A 17,902-nucleotide genomic window follows, 5' to 3' on the forward strand; every position below is an offset into this window, starting at 1 on the left:
GGGCCCCGCGAGCCCCTCATCCGCGGGGCATCGTGCGGCTCAGCGCGCGGCCAGGGCGGCCAGCAGCTTCTCGTGGATGCCGCCGAAGCCGCCGTTGCTCATGCACAGCACATGGTCGCCGGGGCGGGCGGCCTTGACGACGGCGGCGACCAGCGCGTCCACGCCCTCGTGGACCTGGGCCTGCGTGCCCATCGGCGCCAGGGCCTCGCTGGCTTCCCAGCCCAGGCCGGCCTGGTTGCAGAAGGACAGGTCGGCCTCCTCCAGCGCCCAGGGCAGCTGGGCCTTCATCGTGCCCAGCTTCATCGTGTTGGAGCGTGGCTCGAACACGGCCAGGATGCGCTCGGCCGGCGCGATCTTGCGGCGCAGGCCGTTGACCGTGGTGCGGATCGCCGTCGGATGGTGCGCGAAGTCGTCGTAGACCTTGATGCCGCCGGCCTCGCCGCGCAGCTCCAGGCGGCGGCGCACGTTCTTGAATTCGGCCAGCGCCGCGGCGGACTGTTCGGGCGTCACGCCCAGATGCTCGGCCGCCGCCATCGCGGCCAGCGCGTTGAGCTGGTTATGCTCGCCCAGCAGGGCCCATTCGACCCGCGCCACCTTCATCGCGCCGCGCAGCACGTCGAAGGCCTGCGGCTCGCCGCGCGCGCGCAGGGCGCCGGGCTCCTCCTTGCGCACGCCGAAGCGCTGCACCTCGCTCCAGCAGCCGCGCGCCAGCACGCGCTGCAGCGCCTCCTCGCGGGCGTTGACGACCAGACGGCCCGAGGGCGGCACGGTGCGCACCAGGTGGTGGAACTGGGTCTCGATCGCGGCCAGGTCCGGGAAGATGTCGGCGTGGTCGTGCTCGAGGTTGTTCAGGATCGCGGTGCGCGGCCGGTAATGGACGAACTTGCTGCGCTTGTCGAAGAAGGCGGTGTCGTACTCGTCGGCCTCAATGACGAAGGCTTTCCCCGCGCCGAGCCGTGCCGAGACGCCGAAGTTCTGCGGCACGCCGCCGACCAGGAAGCCCGGCTGCAGGCCGGCATGCTCCAGGATCCAGGCCAGCATCGAGGTGGTCGTGGTCTTGCCATGGGTGCCGGCGACGGCCAGCACATGGCGGCCCTGCAGCACCTGCTCGGCCAGGAACTGCGGGCCGCTGGTGTAGGGCAGGCCGGCGTCGAGGATGGCCTCCATCAGCGGGAAGCGGCCGTCGCTGGAGCGGGTCACGACATTGCCGATCACGAACAGATCGGGCTTGAGCGCGAGCTGCTCGGCGCCGAAGCCCTGGATCAGCTCGATGCCCAGCTGTTCCAACTGGGTGGACATCGGCGGGTAGACATTGGCGTCGCAGCCGGTGACCCGGTGGCCGGCCTCGCGCGCCAGCGCGGCCAGGCCGCCCATGAAGGTGCCGCAGATGCCGAGGATGTGGATATGCATGGTCAGAACCAGTTCGGTAGATGGGCCGGTGCTTCGTCCAGAGACGCCAGCACCAGGCACTGCGGCGCGATCTCGGGATCGGGCGCCTTCAGGTCGGGCACCAGCACGACGCCGGCGCCGGCCGCCAGCGCGCCGCGCGCGCCATAGCTGGAGTCCTCGAACACCAGGGCCCTCGCAGGATCGATGCCAAGGCTTTGGGCGGCCAGCTCGAACAGGTCGGGGTGCGGCTTGCCGCGCGCGACCTGGTCGCCGCCATGGATGGGGCCGAAGAAGTCGATCAGGCCGGCCGCGCCGAGCCGCTCCAGCACCTTGGCGTGGCGGGTCGAGGAGGCCACGGCCAGCGGCACGCCGCGCGCGCGCAGCGCCTGCAGCAGGGCCAGCGCGCCGGGCTTGAGCGGGAAGCCGGCGGTGCCGAAGCGCTCGGTCAGCTCGGCGTCGACCTGCTCGTAGAGCGCCAGCGCGCGGGCCTCGGAGCCCAGCTTGGCGGCCAGCACGGCCAGGCTGTCGGGCCGGCTGCGGCCCACTGTCTGCAGGTAGTCCGCCTCGGTCAGGCGGGCCTCCAGGCGCAGCCAGGCATCGCGGATCGGCCGCTCGGAGTCGATCAGCAGGCCGTCCATGTCGAAGATCACCGCCTCGTAGCGGCGTGTCACTGCACTCATTGCCGTCGCCTTATCGCTTCGCGGCGCCGGCAGCGCCTGCAACGGATCGAGTCGAGCGGCGTCCGAGGATCCGGCTTTGCCGGGCCTGCGGGCGCGCCCCCTTGAGGGGGCCGGCGCAGCCGGTAGGGGGTGGGTTCATTTCAGCGCGGTGCGGGCGGCGGCCAGGGTGGCGGCGATGTCGGCCTCGCTGTGCGCGGCGCTGACGAAGCCGGCCTCGTAGAGCGCGGGTGCGAGGTAGACGCCGGCGTCCAGCATGCCGTGGAAGAAGCGGTTGAAGCGCTCCTTGTCGGTCGTCATCACCTGGGTGTAGTTCTGCGGCAGCTCCGGCAGCAGGAAGAAGCCGAACATGCCGCCCTCGCTGTCGACACTGAAGGGCACGCCGTTGTCGCGCGCGATGCCCGCCAGCCCGTCGACCAGGCGCTTGGTCTTGGCCGACAGCTCCTCGAAGAAGCCGGGCTTCTGGATCTCGCGCAGGGTGGCCAGGCCGCAGGCGGTGGCGACCGGGTTGCCGGACAGGGTGCCGGCCTGGTAGACGCCGCCCAGCGGGGCCAGGTGCTTCATGATGTCGCGGCTGGCGCCGAAGGCGGCCAGCGGCATGCCGCCGCCGATCACCTTGCCGAACACGCTGATGTCGGGCTTGAAGCCGGGGATCAGCGTCGCGTAATGGCCCTGGGCGCTGGCCAGGCCGACACGGAAGCCGGTCATCACCTCGTCGAAGATCAGCAGCGCGCCATGCTTGGTGCACAGCTCGCGCAGCGCCGTCATGAAGGGCAGGCTGGCGCGCACGAAGTTCATGTTGCCGGCGATCGGCTCGACGATCACGCAGGCCAGCTCGGGCCCATGCTGGGCGAAGGCCTCCTCCAGCTGGGCGACGTTGTTGTACTCCAGCACCACGGTGTCCTGTGCGGCGCCGGGCGTGACGCCGGCGCTGGTCGGGTGGCCGAAGGTGGCAAGACCCGACCCCGCCTTGACCAGCAGGGCGTCGGTATGGCCGTGGTAGCAGCCCTCGAACTTGATGAACTTGGGGCGGCCGGTGGCGCCGCGCGCCAGCCGGATCGCGCTCATCGTCGCCTCGGTGCCGGAGCTGACCAGGCGCACCTGCTCGATCGCCGGCACCAGCTTCAGGATCTCCTCGGCCAGCTCCAGCTCGCGCTCGGTCGGCGCGCCGAAGGAGAAGCCCTCGCGCGCCGCGGCGGTCACCGCCTCCAGCACGGCCGGGTGGCCATGGCCCAGGATCATCGGGCCCCAGGAGCCGATGTAGTCGATGTAGCGCTTGCCCTCGGCGTCGATGATGTAGGCGCCCTCGCCGCGCTTGATGAAGCGCGGCGTGCCGCCGACGGCGCGGAAGGCGCGCACGGGAGAGTTGACGCCGCCGGGGATGACGCGCTGCGAGCGCTCGAACAGGTCTTGGTTGGTACTCATCGGGAAACTGCGCAAGGGACGGGCGGCCCAGGGGCGGGGCCGAGGGGAAGCGGGGTGGTCAGTGCATGCGGCGCGGCGGGCGGCTGGGCGCGGCCGGCTCCTCGGCCGGGGCCTCGTCGAGCTCGCCGGGCAGCAGCGGCTCGCCGTCCTCGCCTTCCTCGTCGGCGGGCGGCAGGGCCCAGAAGAAGCGGTCCGGCACCACATTGCCCATGCCGGGGCGGAAGCCCGCGTCGAGCGACTGGTCCAGGAAGGACAGGGCCTCGCCGACGGCGCTGTGCACCTCGGCGCCGACCGCCAGCAGCGCGGCCAGCGCGGCCGACAGGGTGTCGCCGGCGCCGACGAAGCTGACCTCGAAGCGCTCGAACTTCTCGCCGGTGATCGGGCCCTGGGCATTGGCCAGCACGTTGTCGATGAACTGGTTGGGCAGGTTGATGCCGGTCACCAGCACATGCTCGGCGCCATGCTGGCCGGCGGCGACCGCCAGCTCGCGCGGCGAGGCCGGGCGGTCGGCGTCCCAGTCGGGCAGCAGGAAATCGGTCAGGGTCTTGTGGTTGCCGACCAGGATCAGGGTCTGCGGCAGGATCAGCTCTCGGAAGGCGTCCAGATAGCTCTGCTGCTGCTCCTCGTCCAGCCAGGAGATCGCCGGCAGGTAGGCGACCAGCGGGATTTCGGGATAGTCGCTGAGGATCTCGGCCACCGCGCTGACGCCCTCGGCGCTGCCCAGGAAACCGACCTTCCAGGCGGTGATCGTCACGTCCTCCAGGATCGAGCGCGCCTGCTCGACCACCGTGTCGCTGTCCAGCACATGCTGGTCGAACACCTCGGCGGTGTCGCGCAGCAGCACGCCGGTGACGACCGGCAGGGCATGCGCGCCCATCGCGGCGATGGTCGCGACGTCGCCGGCCAGGCCCGCGGCGCCGCTGGGCTCGCTGGCGTTGAAGCTCATCACGCAGGCCGGGGCCGGCGCTTCTTCCTGTTCGCCCTGGAGCGGGTCTTGGGGAAAATCGGCTGTGCTCATGGTCAGGAGAGAATGAAAGATCCTGTTACCCAGGACCCAAACAATGCGTGACTAAGCACCGCTAATGCCTGGAATTGGCTGTTGCATCTGTGCCTACTTTCGCCCAGGGGGCGCAAGCGGGGCTGGCTACAATCTTCGCTCATTGTAGTGAGCAAGCGACTCCACCGTGACCGAAGCAAGTACTTGGATGTGCCTGATCTGTGGCTGGATTTATGACGAGGCCACCGGCGATCCCGAACATGGCATTGCCCCCGGCACGCGCTGGGAGGACGTGGACATGAACTGGACCTGCCCCGAATGCGGCGCGCGCAAGGAAGATTTCGAGATGGTGCGCATCTGAGGTCAAGGCTTTAGCGCCCAATCCCCCTGAGGAGAATCCCTTTGGATCTGCAGGCTTCGGAAGGTTCCAGCACCAGCCCGGCGGTGGCCGCCAAGGTACTGGTCATTGATGACAGCAACACGATACGCCGCAGTGCCGAGATCTTCCTCAAGCAGGCGGGCCACGAGGTGGTGCTGGCCGAGGACGGCTTCGATGCGTTGGCCAAGCTCAGCGACTACCAGCCCGATCTGGTGTTCTGCGACATCCTGATGCCGCGCCTGGACGGCTACCAGACCTGCGCCATCATCAAGCGCAACCCTCAGTTCGCCGCGCTGCCGGTGATCATGCTGTCCTCCAAGGACGGCCTGTTCGACAAGGCGCGCGGCCGCATGGTGGGCTCGCAGGACTACCTGACCAAGCCCTTCACCAAGGACCAGCTGTTGCAGGCCGTGCAGCAGCATCGCCGCGGCGCCTGAGCCGACACATCCCAGGGATGCCCTTCAAGAGGCACAGCGAGGAGCACGAGATGCCCATCCGAAATATTTTGCTGGTCGACGATTCCAAGACCGAGCTGCACCATCTGAGCGAGATCCTGGTCAAGCGCGGCTATCAGGTGCGCACCGCCGAGAACGGCGAGGAGGCGCTGAAGCGCCTGGAAGAGGAAAAGCCCGACCTGATCCTGATGGACGTGGTGATGCCGGGCCAGAACGGCTTCCAGCTGACCCGCTCGATCACCCGCGACGAACGCTTCACCGACGTGCCGGTGATCATGTGCACCAGCAAGGGCCAGGAGACCGATCGGGTCTGGGGCCTGCGCCAGGGCGCGCGCGACTATGTGGTGAAACCGGTCAAGGCCGAGGAGTTGCTGGCCAAGATCAAGGCCTTGGGCTGACCGCTCCATGAGCAATAAGCAAGCCCTGCGCGAACTTCAGCAACGTCTCGCGCAGCGCATGCAGGCGGCGCGCGAGCAGCCGCAGACCGCGAGCTGGCTGGCCGTCGAGGCCGGCGGCGCGCCGCTGCTATTTCCGCTGCGCCAGTCCAGCGAGATCTTCACGCCGGTGCCGCTGAAGCCCGTGCCCTATGCCAAACCCTGGCTGCTGGGCGTGGCGAACCTGCGCGGCGGCCTGCACACGGTGGTGGACCTGGCGGCCTTCCTCGGCCTGCGCGAGGCGGGTGCCGCACCGCGCGGCGAGGGCGCGCGGCTGGTGACGGTCAACCCCGATCTGAACATCAACTGCGCGCTGCTGGTCGACAAGCTGTTGGGCTTGCGCGGCGACGAGCAGCTGCAGCCGCTGGAGGGCGGCGCGAGCGACACCGGATCCCGGCCGAAGTTTGCCGGCGGGCTGTGGCGCGATGGGGAGGGCCGGCGCTGGCAGGCGCTGGATCTGGAGGCCCTGGCCAGGCATGAGCAGTTCCTGCGCATAGTGGCTTGACGATCAACAAGACCGCCCCGGCCACAAGCCGGTGACGCATGACAGCGGCCCGCGGCAGCCAAACGACAAGAGGGTGAGATGAGCTTCCTGGACAAGATCAAGAACCTGGGCAAGAACGACGGCGCAACCGGGACCGGCGCGGCCACCCCATCGGCGGCGATGCCGCTGAGCGTGCCGGGGCCGCTGAGCGACACGCCGCGGCACGAGTCTTCCATCATCTCCGAGGCCGTGCCGACCGAGTTGGCCGCGGCCGAATTCTCCGAGACCGGCAGCGCCTTCCCGGCCAGCACCGTCGCGGCCGAGAGCCAGTTGACGCCGCCGGTCGAGCCGGCTGACAAGAGCCGACGTCAGCTGGTGCTCTTCGTGCTGGTGGGGTTGGGTCTGCTGGGCTCCATGGCTACGGTCGGCCTGGTGCTGGTCGGCGCGAACAAGAGCGCGGCCCAGGTGCGCTCCACCGGCCAGGCGCTGATGCAATCGCAGCGTCTCGCGAAATCGGTGTCCGCCGCGCTGGTGGGCAATGCCGGCGCCTTCGCCGAGCTGCGCGAGTCGGTGGCGGTGCTGAACGCGCTGCCGCCCGAGCTGCGCGAGGGTGCCGCCGGCATCGCCGCGGTGCAGAGCGGGCTGGACCAGGTCGAGCCGCTGATCGCCAAGGCCGACAAGAACGGCAAGACCGTGCTGGCGCAGGAGAAGGTGCTGACCCAGGTGGGCCAGGCGCTGCGCAGCATCAACCGCCAGAGCTCGGACCTGCTGGAAAGCGCCGAGGCCGTGTCCTCGCTGGCGCTGCAGCAGGGCTCCTCGCTGGGCGAGATCTCCGCGGTGGGCCAGCTGGTGATGCTGACCCAGCGCATCGGCAAGAGCGCCAACGAATTCCTGACCCAGGAGGGCGTCAGCCCCGAGGCCGTGTTCCTGCTCGGCAAGGACCTGAACACCTTCAAGGAGATCGCCGAGGGCCTGTTGAAGGGCAACCCGGAGCTGCGCCTGCCCGGCGCGCGCGACCCCCAGCTGCGCGAGCGCATCACCGTGCTGCTGAAGCAGTACGAGGAGACGCGCACCCAGGCCGCGGCCATCCTGTCGAACCTGCAGGGTCTGGTCTCGGCGCGCGAGGCGCAGACCTCGATCCTGGCCGATTCCGAGCCGATGCGGCGCCAGCTGGAACAGATCGCGGCCGAGCTGGAAGCCTCCGGCGGCGCGAGCTGGTGGCTGATCGGCCTGATGCTGGCCTCGCTGGCCGCGCTGGTGGTCGGCGCGCTCGGCTTGCTCCTCCTGTATGTGTCGGCGCAGAAACAGCGTGCGCTGCAGGCCGAGGCTAAGAAGCTTGAGGCTGAGGCCGAGCAGAAGGAAGCCAAGCGCGTCAACGACGCCAACCAGGCCGCGATTCTGCGCCTGATGAACGAGCTGCAGTCGGTCGCCGAGGGCGATCTGACCCAGCAGGCCACCGTGACCGAGGACATCACCGGCGCGATCGCCGACTCGGTGAACTACACGGTGGAGGAGCTGCGCAGCCTGGTCGGCCAGGTGCAGAACACCGCCGGTCGCGTGACCGAGACCACCGGCCTGGTGGACCAGACCTCGACCGAGCTGCTGGCCGCCTCGACCGAGCAGCTGCACGAGATCCGCGCCACCGGCGAGGCGGTGCTGCAGATGGCCGGCCGCATCAACGAGGTGTCGGCCCAGGCGCAGCAGACCGCCGAGGTCGCGCGCATCTCGCGCGAAGCGGCCGAGACCGGCCGTCAGGCGGTGCTGAACAATATCGGCGGCATGAACTCGATCCGCGAGTCGATCCAGGAGACCTCCAAGCGCATCAAGCGCCTGGGCGAAAGCTCGCAGGAAATCGGCGAGATCACCGAGCTGATCTCGGACATTACCGAACAGACCAATGTGCTGGCGCTGAACGCCGCGATCCAGGCCGCCTCGGCCGGCGAGGCGGGCCGCGGCTTCTCGGTGGTGGCGGAAGAGGTGCAGCGCCTGGCGGAACGCTCCGGCGACGCGACGCGCCGCATTGCGGCCCTGGTCAAGACGATTCAGACCGACACCCAGGATGCGGTGGCCGCGATGGAGCGCTCGACGGTCGGCGTGGTGCAGGGTACCAAGCTGTCCGATGCGGCCGGTTCCGCGCTGGAGGAGATCGACAAGGTGTCGCGCCGTCTGGACCAGCTGATCGCGCAGATCTCGGCCCAGGCCCTGTCGGAAGCGCGCGCCGCCAACGAGGTGGCCTCCAATATCCAGCACATCTTTGCGGTGACCGAACAGACCTCGGAGGGCACGCGCTCGACCGCCCAGATGGTGCATGAGCTGTCGCGCTCGGCCGAGGCGCTGCGCGCGTCGGTGACGCGCTTCAAGGTTTCCTGAGCCGGATGGCCCTCATGGCAGCAAGCATGGATTCGAGGATGGACCTGCCACGCGATTCGGAGTTCCCCGACGACCTGAGCCCCCTGGCCTGGGTCCAGGAGGAGCTGCGCCGCTCGCTGGAGTCGGTCCACAAGACGCTGCGGCGCTTCCTGCGCGACGGCGACAACCGCGCCTCCTCGCTGGCCACCCTGGCCGGCGAGCTGCAGCCCGGCGCGGTCAATGCGCCGCTGACCGCCGCCGCGGCCCAGCTGCACCAGGTGGCCGGCGTGCTGACCCTGGTCGGCCTGCCCAGCGGCACCGCGGTGCTGCGCGCGGCCGAGGCCGCGGTGCTGCGCCTGGCGCAAGCGCCGCAGAACATCGACCTGGCGACGATCGAGATCATCGAGCGCGCCGATTTCGCGCTGCTGTCCTTCGTCGCCAAGCTGCTGGCCGGCAACAAGACCTCCGGCCTGGCGCTGTTCCCGGCCTATCGCGAGCTGCAGGCGCTGAACGGCGCCGAGCGCATCCACCCGGCCGACCTGTGGCCGGTCGAATTCGCCTGGCGCGAGCTGCCGCGCGAGGCCGCGGTGCGCCCGCTGTCCGCCGAGGCGACGCGCGGGGCCTTCGAGGCTGCGCTGCTCAAGCAGATGCGCCAGCCCGGCGCCGAGCATGCCGGCCTGCTCAGCGAGCTGTGCGCCGGCCTGGCCGCGGGCCTGGACGAGCCGCAGGCGCGCTGCCTGTGGCAACTGGCCGCGGCGCAGTTCCAGGCTCAGGCCCAGGGCCTGCTGCGCAGCGACACCTATGCCAAGCGCCTGGGCTCGCGCCTGCTGTCGCAGCTGCGCGCCGGCGGCTCGGTGTCGCAGCGCCTGGCCCAGGATCTGCTGTTCTTCTGCGCCCAGGCCCGTCCGCCGGTGGCCGGCGAGGCGCCGCGCCTGAGCGCGGTGCGCCGCGCCTATGCCTTCGCCGACGAGGGCGCCGGCGATTACGAGGACGATTCGCTGGGCCGTATCGACCCGGCCTGGGTCGCGCAGGCGAAGCGCCGCGTCGGCCTGGCCAAGGACAGCTGGTCCTCGGCGGCCGAGGGCGAGACGCATCGCCTGGCCGGCCTGGACGAGCAGTTCGCCGGCCTGGCCGAATCGCTGGCGCGCCTGTTCCCCAGCGGCGAGGTGCTGGGCGAGACCCTGCAGCGCGCGGTCGTCGCGACCCTGCGCTCGGGCCAGCCGCCCAAGGCGGACCTGGCGATGGAGGTCGCGACCTGCCTGCTGTATGTGGAGGCCGCGCTCGACGATGCCGCCTTCGACCAGCCCGAACAGGCCGAGCGGGTGCGCGATCTGGCCGGCCGCGTCGAGGCGGTGGCGCATGGCGAGGCGCCGGCGCCGCTCGAGGCCTGGATGGAGGACCTGTACCGCCGCGTTTCGGACCGCCAGACCCTGGGCAGCGTCGTGCACGAGCTGCGCGCCAGCCTGTCCGAGGTCGAGCGCCTGACCGACCAGTATTTCCGCGACCCCAGCCAGCGCCAGGTGCTGATCCCGGTGCCGGGTCAGCTGCAGGCGATGCGCGGCGTGCTGACCGTGCTGGGCCTGCCGCAGGCGGCCCAGGCCGCGCTGCGCATGCGCGACGAGATCGACGAGCTGGGCAATACCGAGGTCGACCCGAGCCTGCCCGGCCCGCGCGAGCTGTTCGAGCGCCTGGCCACCAATCTGGGCGCACTCGGTTTCATGATCGACATGCTGAGCGTGCAGCCGGCCCTGGCCAAGCGCATGTTCCGCTTCGACGAGAACAGCGGCCTGCTGGCCCCGGTGATGGGCCGGCGCAGCGATGCGGTCAGCCTGCCGCCGCTGGACAGCGAGCTGCACGCCGCCGAGGCGGAAGAGCCGAGCCTGCTGAGCCAGGTGCAGGCCGCCGCCCAGGCCGCGGCCGAGGGCGAGCGCCCCACCGAGGAGCTGGCGCGCGATCTGGAGCGCCTGTCGCTGCAGGCCCGCGCCGCCGACGAGCCCGGCCTGGCCCAGGCCGCGCAGCAGGCCAAGGCCCTGCTCGACGAGGCCCAGCCGGCCGAGCAGGCCGCGCAGTCGCTGAACGAATTCCTGGAAGCGCGTGCGCCGGTCCAGGCACCGGTGCTGGTGCCCGCCGTCGAGCCGGTGCTCGACGAGGACATGCTGCCGATCTTCCTGGAGGAAGCGACCGAGGTGATCGGCACCGCGCGCGACGCGCTGGCCGAGCTGGAGCAGCATTCGCAGGACGTCGAGCAGCTGACCACGGTGCGGCGCGCCTTCCACACCCTGAAGGGCAGCTCGCGCATGGTGGGCCTGAGCGCCTTCGGCGAGGGCGCCTGGGCCTGCGAGCAGCTCTACAACGAGCGCCTCGGCGCCCAGACCGGCGCCGACCCGGCGCTGCTGGCCTTCAGCCATGAGGCGCTGGACTATCTGGCCGACTGGTGCAGCGCGATCGCCGAACAGCGCGCCGGCCCGCACCAGCCCGAGGGCCTGCGCCGCAGCGCCGATGCGCTGCGACTGGAAGGCCGTGTGCTGCCGCTGGACTGGCCGGTCGAGACGCCGCAGGCGGCGCTGGTCGAGCTGCCGGAGCCGCCAGCGATCGAGGTGGTCGAGGTTACTGAATTCGCGCAGCCGGAACTGGTCGAGGTGGTCGAGCCGGCCGAGCTCTTGGCGCTGCCCGAGGTTGCGCTGGACGAGCCGGTCTCGATCCTGCCGACCGAGCCGCTGCCATTGGAGGGCGAGCCGGTGCTGGCGCAGCCGCTGCCGGACGAGCTGCCGCTGCTGGGCGAGCTGCCCCTGGTGCTGGACCTGCAGCCGCCGCCGGCCGCGCCCGGCGCGCAGGCCGAGTTCGTCGAGCTGCCGGAGTTCGAGTTCCGGCTGGACCTTGGCGAGCCCGAGGCGCCGCCCGCCGCACCGCTGCCGCCGGAGCCGCCCGCGGCCCCCGCCGCGCCGGTGCTGGCGCTGGTCAGCGCGCCCGAACCCGAGCCGCTGCCGGACGACGAGCCGGCCGACAGCGAGGAGGGCATCAAGGTCATCGGCCCGCTGCGCATCAGCATCACGCTGTTCAACATCTTCCTGAACGAGGCCGACGAGCTGTCGCGCCGCCTCTCGACCGCGCTGGCCGAATGGGCGGTGGAGCTGGCCGTGCCGGTGCCACCGAATGCCGAGGCCCATGCCCATGCGCTGGCCGGCAATGCCGCGACCGTCGGTTTCGAGGATCTGTCCGCGCTGGCGCGCGAGCTCGAGCATGCGCTCGGCCGTGCCGCCCAGGCCGGCCGCTACAGCGAGCAGGACGCGCAGCTCTTCGTCAACGCCGCCGAGGACCTGCGGCGCCTGCTGCACCAGTTCGCGGCCGGTTTCCTGAAGCAGGTCGACGCCGGGCTGCTGGCCGGGCTGCAGGCCTACCAGCCGCTGGATCCGCGCGATCTGGCGGCCGAGGTGGGTGAAGACGAGGATGGGGACGACGCGCCGCCGCCCGCGGCGCCACTGCCGGTCGAGCCGCCTGCGCGGCCGCAGTCCGAGTTCGATGCGCGCGCCGAACTGGCGGCGCAGGACGACAACGTCGCTCCCGGCACGCCGGACCAGATCGATGCCGAGCTGTTCCCGATCTTCGAGGAAGAGGCGCGCGACCTGCTCGAGCAGCTGCATGCCAGCCTGCGCGACTGGCTGAGCACGCCGCAGGACCGCGGCCGCGCCGGCGCGACGATGCGCGCGCTGCACACCTTCAAGGGCGGAGCCCGCCTGTCCGGCGCGATGCGCCTGGGCGAGCAGGCCCATGAGCTGGAGTCGGCGGTCGAGCGCCTGCTGGCGCAGGACGAACTGCAGGGCGCCGATCTGCGCGGCCTGCAGGACCAGAGCGATGCGCTGGAGGCCGGTTTCGAGGCGCTGCGCCAGCGCCTGAAGGCCGCCCCCGCCGAGCCGGTGGCCGAGACGCCGCTGCCCGAGCCGGTGGCGGTGGCCGAGCTGCCCGTCGAGCAAGACCTGGCCCCCGAGGCCGAGCCGGCCGCGCCCGTCGCGGCGGCTGTCGGCCCGCAGATCGACTGGGAGCGCTTCGCCCAGCCGGGCGCGGCGGCGCTGCTGCCCAGCGAGGAGCCGATGGCCGGCCCGGCCGGCGCGACCCTGGTGCGGGTGCGCGGCAATGTGCTGGAGCGCATGGCCACCCAGGCCGGCGAGGTCAGCATCCGGCGCGCGCGTCTGGATTCCGAGCTGTCGCAGATGAAGACGGCGCTGCTCGACCTGGACGACAACCTGGACCGCCTGCGCAACCAGCTGCGCGAGCTGGAACTGCAGGCCGAGGCCCAGCTGGGCTCGCAGCAGGAGGCCGCGAAGAAGTCCGGCCGCGACTTCGATCCGCTGGAGTTCGACCGCTACACCCGCTTCCAGGAGCTGACCCGCATGCTGGCCGAATCGGTCGGCGACGTGGCGACGGTGCAGCGCTCGCTGCAGCGCAATGTGCAGCTCGGTGAAGACGAGCTGGCCGCGCAATCGCGTCTGACGCGCGAGCTGCAGGACGACCTGCTGCGCACCCGCATGGTCGAGTTCGACACCAGCCTGGCCGAGCGCCTGCACCGCGTGGTGCGGCAGGCGGCGCGCGAGGCCGGCAAGCAGGCCCAGCTGAACATCGTCGGCGGCCATGTGGAACTGGACCGCAGCATGCTGGAGCGCCTGACCGGCGCCTTCGAGCATCTGCTGCGCAACAGCGTCAGCCATGGCATCGAGGCGCCGGAGGCGCGCGTCGCCGCCGGCAAGCCGGAGGTCGGCACGATCACCCTGCGTCTGGCGCAGGAGGGCAACGAGGTGCTGCTGTCCTTCAGCGACGATGGCGCCGGCCTGAACCTGCCGCGCATCCGCGAGCGCGGCGAGATGCTGGGCCTGATCGCCCAGGGCGCGCCGGCCAGCGACGACGAGCTGATGGAGCTGATCTTCGCGCCGGGCTTCTCGACCGCCAGCCAGGTGACCGAGCTGGCCGGCCGCGGCGTCGGCATGGACGTGGTGCGCTCCGAGGTCAACACCCTGGGCGGCTATATCGACATCCAGTCGACGCCCGGGCAGGGCGCCGGTTTTGCGCTGCACGTGCCGCTGACCACCGCGCTGACCCAGATCGTGGTGCTGCGCTATGGCGACCACCAGGTGGCCGTGCCGGCCAGCCTGATGGAATCGGTGCTGCGCATGCCGCTGGAGCGGGTGGAGCGCGCCTATGCCGAGGGTGCGCTGACCGTCGGCGATGCGCAGCTGCCCTTCTACTGGCTGGGCGGCCTGATGAACCACAGCGGCCGCGGCGTGCTGGCCGGGCGCAGCCTGCCGATACTGCTGGTCAAGAGCGCGCACCAGCGCCTGGCCCTGCATGTGGACGAGGTGCTGGGCAACCAGGAAGTGGTGATCAAGAACCTCGGCCCGCAGCTCAGCGGCGTGCCGGGCCTGGCCGGCATCAGCCTGCTGGCCTCCGGCGACGTGGCGCTGATCTACAACCCGGTCGCGCTGATGCACTGGTACGGTGCGGCCGCGCAGACCCATGCGCAGCAGGCCGCGCTGGCCGAGGCGACCTCGCCGGTCGACGCGCCGGAGGTGCTGGCGCCGCTGGTGATGGTGGTCGACGATTCGCTGACCGTGCGCCGCGTCACCCAGCGCATGCTGGACCGCGAGGGCTATCGCGTGCTGCTGGCCAAGGACGGCATGGACGCGATGGAGAAGCTCTCCGGCGACGAGCTGCCGGCGGTGGTGCTGTCCGACATCGAGATGCCGCGCATGGACGGCTTCGATCTGGTGCGCAATATGCGGGCCGACAGTCGCCTGGCCGAATTGCCGGTGATCATGATCACCTCGCGGATCGCCCAGAAGCACCGCGACTATGCGCTGGAGCTGGGCGTCGAGCATTACCTGGGCAAGCCCTATGACGAAGAGCTACTGCTGGACCTGATTGGCAGATACACTTCGGCACCACAAGTCGCGGCCGGCCAGGCATAGCGATCTGGCCGCGCCCGGCACGCACGCAGCACCGCCCCGGGCCCTCACGAACCTCGTCCACGGCGCCCCTTCGCGGGCGCCGCGGGCGTGTTGTAGCCGGGCTTTATGTCTGAAGTCGTTGAGCATCTCGCGGAACTGACCGGGTTCAGGGACCGCGACGTCATGGACGTCACCCTGGTTTCGGCCCTGCGGGACCTGCTGGAGCCGCTGTCGGTGGCGATCTTCCGCATCGTCGGCGATGCCGGCCAGGAACGCTGGCTGACGCGCGCGCGCCTCTCCGGCGACGAGGTCGTCGCCACCGCCGATTCCTTCTGGACCGAGCCGGGCCGCCTGCCCGCGCTGCAGGCCCATCCGGAGCGGCTCGAATGCATGCGCGAGCGCCATGTGCTGCAGCGCCAATGCGCCGATGGCGCCTGGCTGACCCTGTTCCCTCTGGCCACCGAACGCGAGGTGGTGGGCGTGCTGGAGGTCAGCTCGACCGACAAGCTCAAGCCCTCGGCGCAGCGCATGGTCGGCAGCATCCTGCGCATCTATCACAACTTCCAGGGCCTCTTGGACTACAGCGAGCGCGACACGCTGACCGGGCTCCTGAACCGCAAGACCTTCGACGAGAGCTTCCTGAAGGCGGTCGGCGACCTGGGTGCGCCGCACCATCACGACTGCCCGAGCGCCGAGGATCGCCGCCATGAAGCGGAGCGCCCGCGCTACTGGCTGGGCGTGATCGACATCGATCATTTCAAGTCGGTCAACGACCGCTTCGGCCACCTGATCGGCGACGAGGTGCTGCTGCTGCTGTCGCGCCTGATGCGCAACAGCTTCCGCTTCCACGACCTGCTGTACCGCTTCGGCGGCGAGGAGTTTGTCGTGCTGATGCGCTGCGAGGACGAGGAGGATGCGGCCCATGCCTTTGAGCGCCTGCGCCGCAACTGCGAGCATTACCAGTTCCCGCAGGTCGGACGCATCACGGTCAGCGTCGGCTTCAGCGAGGTGCGCGCCGACGACGCGCCGGCCGGCGCCTTCGAGCGCGCCGACCGCGCCGTCTACCACGCCAAGGCTCATGGCCGGAACCAGGTGCAGAGCCATGCCGAGCTGGTGGCGCTGGGGCAGATGAAGGAAACGGCGCAGCTGAGCGCGGTCGAGCTGTTCTAGCCGGCGGCGCGAGGCGCGGGGCCGGTCGGGCTGGGGGAATGCCCGTAGGTCTTCAGGGAATATTAATCAAGCGCTTGATTGAATTGGGTAGCATGCGCCGATGCTTGCTCCCGAGATTCCTTTGCCCGGCGCGCGCGAACGCATGTTGCGCGAGGCCACCCGCATCTTTGCCACCAAGGGCTACGACAAGGCCAGCACGCGCGAGATCTGCCAGGCCGCCGGCGTCAACATCGCCTCGATCCATTACTACTTCGGTGACAAGCAGGGCCTGTACCGCGAGGCCCTGATCCAGCCGATGCTGGAGGTGCTGGCCCATCTGCCGGCGCCGGATGCCGTCCGGCCGCTGCGCGACTGGCTGTGCGATTTCTACGGCGCGCTGCTGCTGCCGCTGCGCATGGCCGATTCCGACCTGGCCCATCTGATGCGCCTGATGGGCCGCGAGATGATGGAACCCAGCGCCGCCTACGACGAGCTGTGCAGCACCCATATCGCGCCCCAGCATCAGGCCCTGATCGAGATGCTGCGCCAGCGCTGCGGTGCCGCCGAGGCCGACATGGGCCTGCAGCAGCTGGCCCATGCGCTGACCGCGATGGCGCATGACTACTGGATGTCGGCCGACTTCATGGAGTCGCTGGCGCCCGGTGTCGCGCGCGGGCCCGGCGCCTACGAGCGGGTGCTGGAGCGCCTGGTTGCCTATGGCGAGGCCCTGGTCGAGCGCGAGACCGCGCTGCGCCGGCGCGACGCCGCCCCCGTCACCTCCACACCATCGACCGCCGTCCTGCCCTGATGATCAAGAAGATGCTCCGATCGCGCCGGGCCGGCCTGGCCCTGCTGCCCGCGCTGCTGCTGGCCGGCTGCGCGCTAACGCCGACACCCCGGCCCGAACTGCCGCAACCCGCCGCCTGGCAGGCACCGCTGCCGCATGGGGGCAGCGAGGCGCGGCTGCGCGAATGGTGGGCCCAGTTCGACGACCCGCTGCTGGACGCGCTGATCCGCGCGGCCGAGAGCGCCAACCCGGGCCTGCAGCAGGCGGTGGCACGCATCGCCCAGGCCCGCGCTTCGGCCGCCGGTGCCGGCAGCGCCGGTCTGCCGCAGCTGACGGCCAACGGCGCGGCCACGCGCTCGCGCGCCGCGGTGCCCAGCAGCGAGGGGCCGCGCAGCATCGCCAGCCTGGGCCTGGACGCCAGCTGGGAGCTGGACCTGTTCTCGCGCGTGCGCCTGCAGTCGCAGGCCGCCAGCGAGCGCGCGGTGGCCTCGGGCCTGGACTGGCACCAGGCCAAGATCAGCCTGGCGGCCGAGGTGGCGCAGAGCTATCTGAGCCTGCGCAGCTGCGAGCGCCTGGTCGACATCATCGAGCGCGACGGCCAGGCGCTGACCCGCATCGCCGGCTATGCGCAGGACAAGACCAAGGTCGGCCTGGAGGCGCCGGCGGCGGCCGCGCTGCTGCAGGCCGCGGCCGCCGATGCGGCGAGCCGTGCGCTGGCCCAGCGCGCCGACTGCGATATCGAGATCAAGAGCCTGGTGGCGCTGACCGTGCTGGACGAGCCGGCGCTGCGCCAGCGCCTGGCCGAGGGGCGTGCGCGCCTGCCGCAGAGCGCGCGCTTCGCGGTACCTGTGCTGCCGGCCGCGCTGCTGGCGCAGCGACCCGACCTGGCCGCCAGCGAGCGCCAGGTGCTGGCCGCCTGGGCAGAGCGCGGCGCCGCCGAGGCCGAGCGCTATCCGCAGCTGCGCCTCGCCGGTTCGATCTCGCGCGGCGCGCTGCGCGCCGGCGGCCTGCGCGACGACGGCGAGGGCTGGTCCTTCGGCCCGACCCTGAGCCTGCCGCTGCTCGACGGCGGCCTGCGCCGCGCCAATGTGGATGCGGCCCAGGCGCGCTACGAGGAGGCGCTGGCCGGCCACAAGGCGCAGCTGCTGGCGGCGGTGCGCGAGGTCGAGCAGGCGCTGGTGCGGCTCGATGCGGCCGAGGCGCGCGAGGGCCATGCGCTCGCCAGCGCGCGGGGCTACGACGAGTCCTTCAATGCCACCCAGGCGCGCTGGCAGCGCGGCCTGGCCGGCGCCGCCGAGCTGGAGGAATCGCGCCGGCTGGCGCTGAACGCGCAGGCCAGCCTGGTGCAGGTGCAGCGCGAGCGCCAGAGCGCCTGGGTGGCGCTTTACAAGGCCAGCGGCGGCGGTTGGCAGGTCGGTGTGGCGAATCGGGACGAATGAGA

General features: G+C 71.0%; 13 protein-coding genes. 9 read left to right on the forward strand and 4 right to left on the reverse strand.

From position 1 onward, the window contains the following. Positions 1–39: 39 nt before the first annotated feature. The 4 genes from mpl to G8A07_RS06600 form a co-directional block, all read right to left on the reverse strand. Positions 40–1,410, reverse strand: coding sequence for a UDP-N-acetylmuramate:L-alanyl-gamma-D-glutamyl-meso-diaminopimelate ligase (gene mpl / locus G8A07_RS06585; RefSeq protein ID WP_195796268.1), 1,371 nt, complete (start codon positions 1,408–1,410; stop codon positions 40–42). A gap of 2 nt (positions 1,411–1,412) precedes the next feature. After that, the gene (locus G8A07_RS06590; RefSeq protein ID WP_195796269.1) at positions 1,413–2,069 is read right to left on the reverse strand and encodes an HAD family phosphatase; all 657 of its coding nucleotides are present in this window, start codon (positions 2,067–2,069) and stop codon (positions 1,413–1,415) included. A gap of 135 nt (positions 2,070–2,204) precedes the next feature. Next, positions 2,205–3,491, reverse strand: a complete 1,287-nt coding sequence (gene hemL / locus G8A07_RS06595; RefSeq protein ID WP_195796270.1) for a glutamate-1-semialdehyde 2,1-aminomutase — start codon at positions 3,489–3,491, stop codon at positions 2,205–2,207. Between the two features lie 58 nt (positions 3,492–3,549). Then, positions 3,550–4,509, reverse strand: a complete 960-nt coding sequence (locus tag G8A07_RS06600) for a bifunctional hydroxymethylpyrimidine kinase/phosphomethylpyrimidine kinase (RefSeq protein ID WP_249937248.1) — start codon at positions 4,507–4,509, stop codon at positions 3,550–3,552. Between the two features lie 187 nt (positions 4,510–4,696). Here G8A07_RS06600 and G8A07_RS06605 point away from each other — a divergent pair, with 187 nt between their 5' ends. From G8A07_RS06605 to G8A07_RS06645, 9 genes are all read left to right on the forward strand, one after another. Then, positions 4,697–4,849 carry a rubredoxin gene (locus tag G8A07_RS06605; RefSeq protein ID WP_195796271.1) on the forward strand — a complete coding sequence of 51 codons (153 nt, stop codon included), beginning with the start codon at positions 4,697–4,699 and terminating at the stop codon, positions 4,847–4,849. A gap of 41 nt (positions 4,850–4,890) precedes the next feature. Continuing rightward, on the forward strand, positions 4,891–5,304 hold the full coding sequence (locus tag G8A07_RS06610; protein WP_305798640.1) for a PleD family two-component system response regulator: 414 nt from the start codon (positions 4,891–4,893) through the stop codon (positions 5,302–5,304). A gap of 50 nt (positions 5,305–5,354) precedes the next feature. Next, positions 5,355–5,720, forward strand: coding sequence for a PleD family two-component system response regulator (locus G8A07_RS06615; protein WP_195796272.1), 366 nt, complete (start codon positions 5,355–5,357; stop codon positions 5,718–5,720). Positions 5,721–5,727: 7 nt separating this feature from the next. Then, entirely contained in the window at positions 5,728–6,261 is a 534-nt protein-coding gene (locus G8A07_RS06620) for a chemotaxis protein CheW (RefSeq protein ID WP_195796273.1), read from the forward strand. A gap of 78 nt (positions 6,262–6,339) precedes the next feature. Beyond that, complete coding sequence (locus G8A07_RS06625; RefSeq protein WP_195796274.1) at positions 6,340–8,610, forward strand: methyl-accepting chemotaxis protein; 2,271 nt, start codon at positions 6,340–6,342, stop codon at positions 8,608–8,610. A 38-nt stretch (positions 8,611–8,648) separates the two neighbouring features. Continuing rightward, positions 8,649–14,546 carry an Hpt domain-containing protein gene (locus G8A07_RS06630; protein ID WP_249937249.1) on the forward strand — a complete coding sequence of 1,966 codons (5,898 nt, stop codon included), beginning with the start codon at positions 8,649–8,651 and terminating at the stop codon, positions 14,544–14,546. A gap of 162 nt (positions 14,547–14,708) precedes the next feature. Next, on the forward strand, positions 14,709–15,695 hold the full coding sequence (locus tag G8A07_RS06635) for a GGDEF domain-containing protein (protein WP_249937250.1): 987 nt from the start codon (positions 14,709–14,711) through the stop codon (positions 15,693–15,695). Positions 15,696–15,795: 100 nt separating this feature from the next. Continuing rightward, positions 15,796–16,482, forward strand: a complete 687-nt coding sequence (locus tag G8A07_RS06640) for a CerR family C-terminal domain-containing protein (protein WP_195796276.1) — start codon at positions 15,796–15,798, stop codon at positions 16,480–16,482. Continuing rightward, positions 16,482–17,900, forward strand: coding sequence for an efflux transporter outer membrane subunit (locus tag G8A07_RS06645; protein ID WP_249937251.1), 1,419 nt, complete (start codon positions 16,482–16,484; stop codon positions 17,898–17,900). The genes G8A07_RS06640 and G8A07_RS06645 overlap by 1 nt, the downstream gene beginning before the upstream one ends. Positions 17,901–17,902 lie beyond the last annotated feature (2 nt).

Origin of the sequence: Roseateles sp. DAIF2, assembly GCF_015624425.1 — a bacterium.
GTDB lineage: Bacteria > Pseudomonadota > Gammaproteobacteria > Burkholderiales > Burkholderiaceae_C > Kinneretia.

Excerpts from the sequence above, each read along its gene's own strand:
- mpl (WP_195796268.1), bottom strand. The coding sequence starts at position 1,410 with ATGCATATCCACATCCTCGGCATCTGCGGCACCTTCATGGGCGGCCTG.
- G8A07_RS06590 (WP_195796269.1), bottom strand. The coding sequence starts at position 2,069 with ATGAGTGCAGTGACACGCCGCTACGAGGCGGTGATCTTCGACATGGAC.
- hemL (WP_195796270.1), bottom strand. The coding sequence starts at position 3,491 with ATGAGTACCAACCAAGACCTGTTCGAGCGCTCGCAGCGCGTCATCCCC.
- G8A07_RS06600 (WP_249937248.1), bottom strand. The coding sequence starts at position 4,509 with ATGAGCACAGCCGATTTTCCCCAAGACCCGCTCCAGGGCGAACAGGAA.
- G8A07_RS06605 (WP_195796271.1), top strand. The coding sequence starts at position 4,697 with ATGTGCCTGATCTGTGGCTGGATTTATGACGAGGCCACCGGCGATCCC.
- G8A07_RS06615 (WP_195796272.1), top strand. The coding sequence starts at position 5,355 with ATGCCCATCCGAAATATTTTGCTGGTCGACGATTCCAAGACCGAGCTG.
- G8A07_RS06620 (WP_195796273.1), top strand. The coding sequence starts at position 5,728 with ATGAGCAATAAGCAAGCCCTGCGCGAACTTCAGCAACGTCTCGCGCAG.
- G8A07_RS06625 (WP_195796274.1), top strand. The coding sequence starts at position 6,340 with ATGAGCTTCCTGGACAAGATCAAGAACCTGGGCAAGAACGACGGCGCA.
- G8A07_RS06630 (WP_249937249.1), top strand. The coding sequence starts at position 8,649 with ATGGACCTGCCACGCGATTCGGAGTTCCCCGACGACCTGAGCCCCCTG.
- G8A07_RS06635 (WP_249937250.1), top strand. The coding sequence starts at position 14,709 with ATGGACGTCACCCTGGTTTCGGCCCTGCGGGACCTGCTGGAGCCGCTG.
- G8A07_RS06640 (WP_195796276.1), top strand. The coding sequence starts at position 15,796 with ATGCTTGCTCCCGAGATTCCTTTGCCCGGCGCGCGCGAACGCATGTTG.
- G8A07_RS06645 (WP_249937251.1), top strand. The coding sequence starts at position 16,482 with ATGATCAAGAAGATGCTCCGATCGCGCCGGGCCGGCCTGGCCCTGCTG.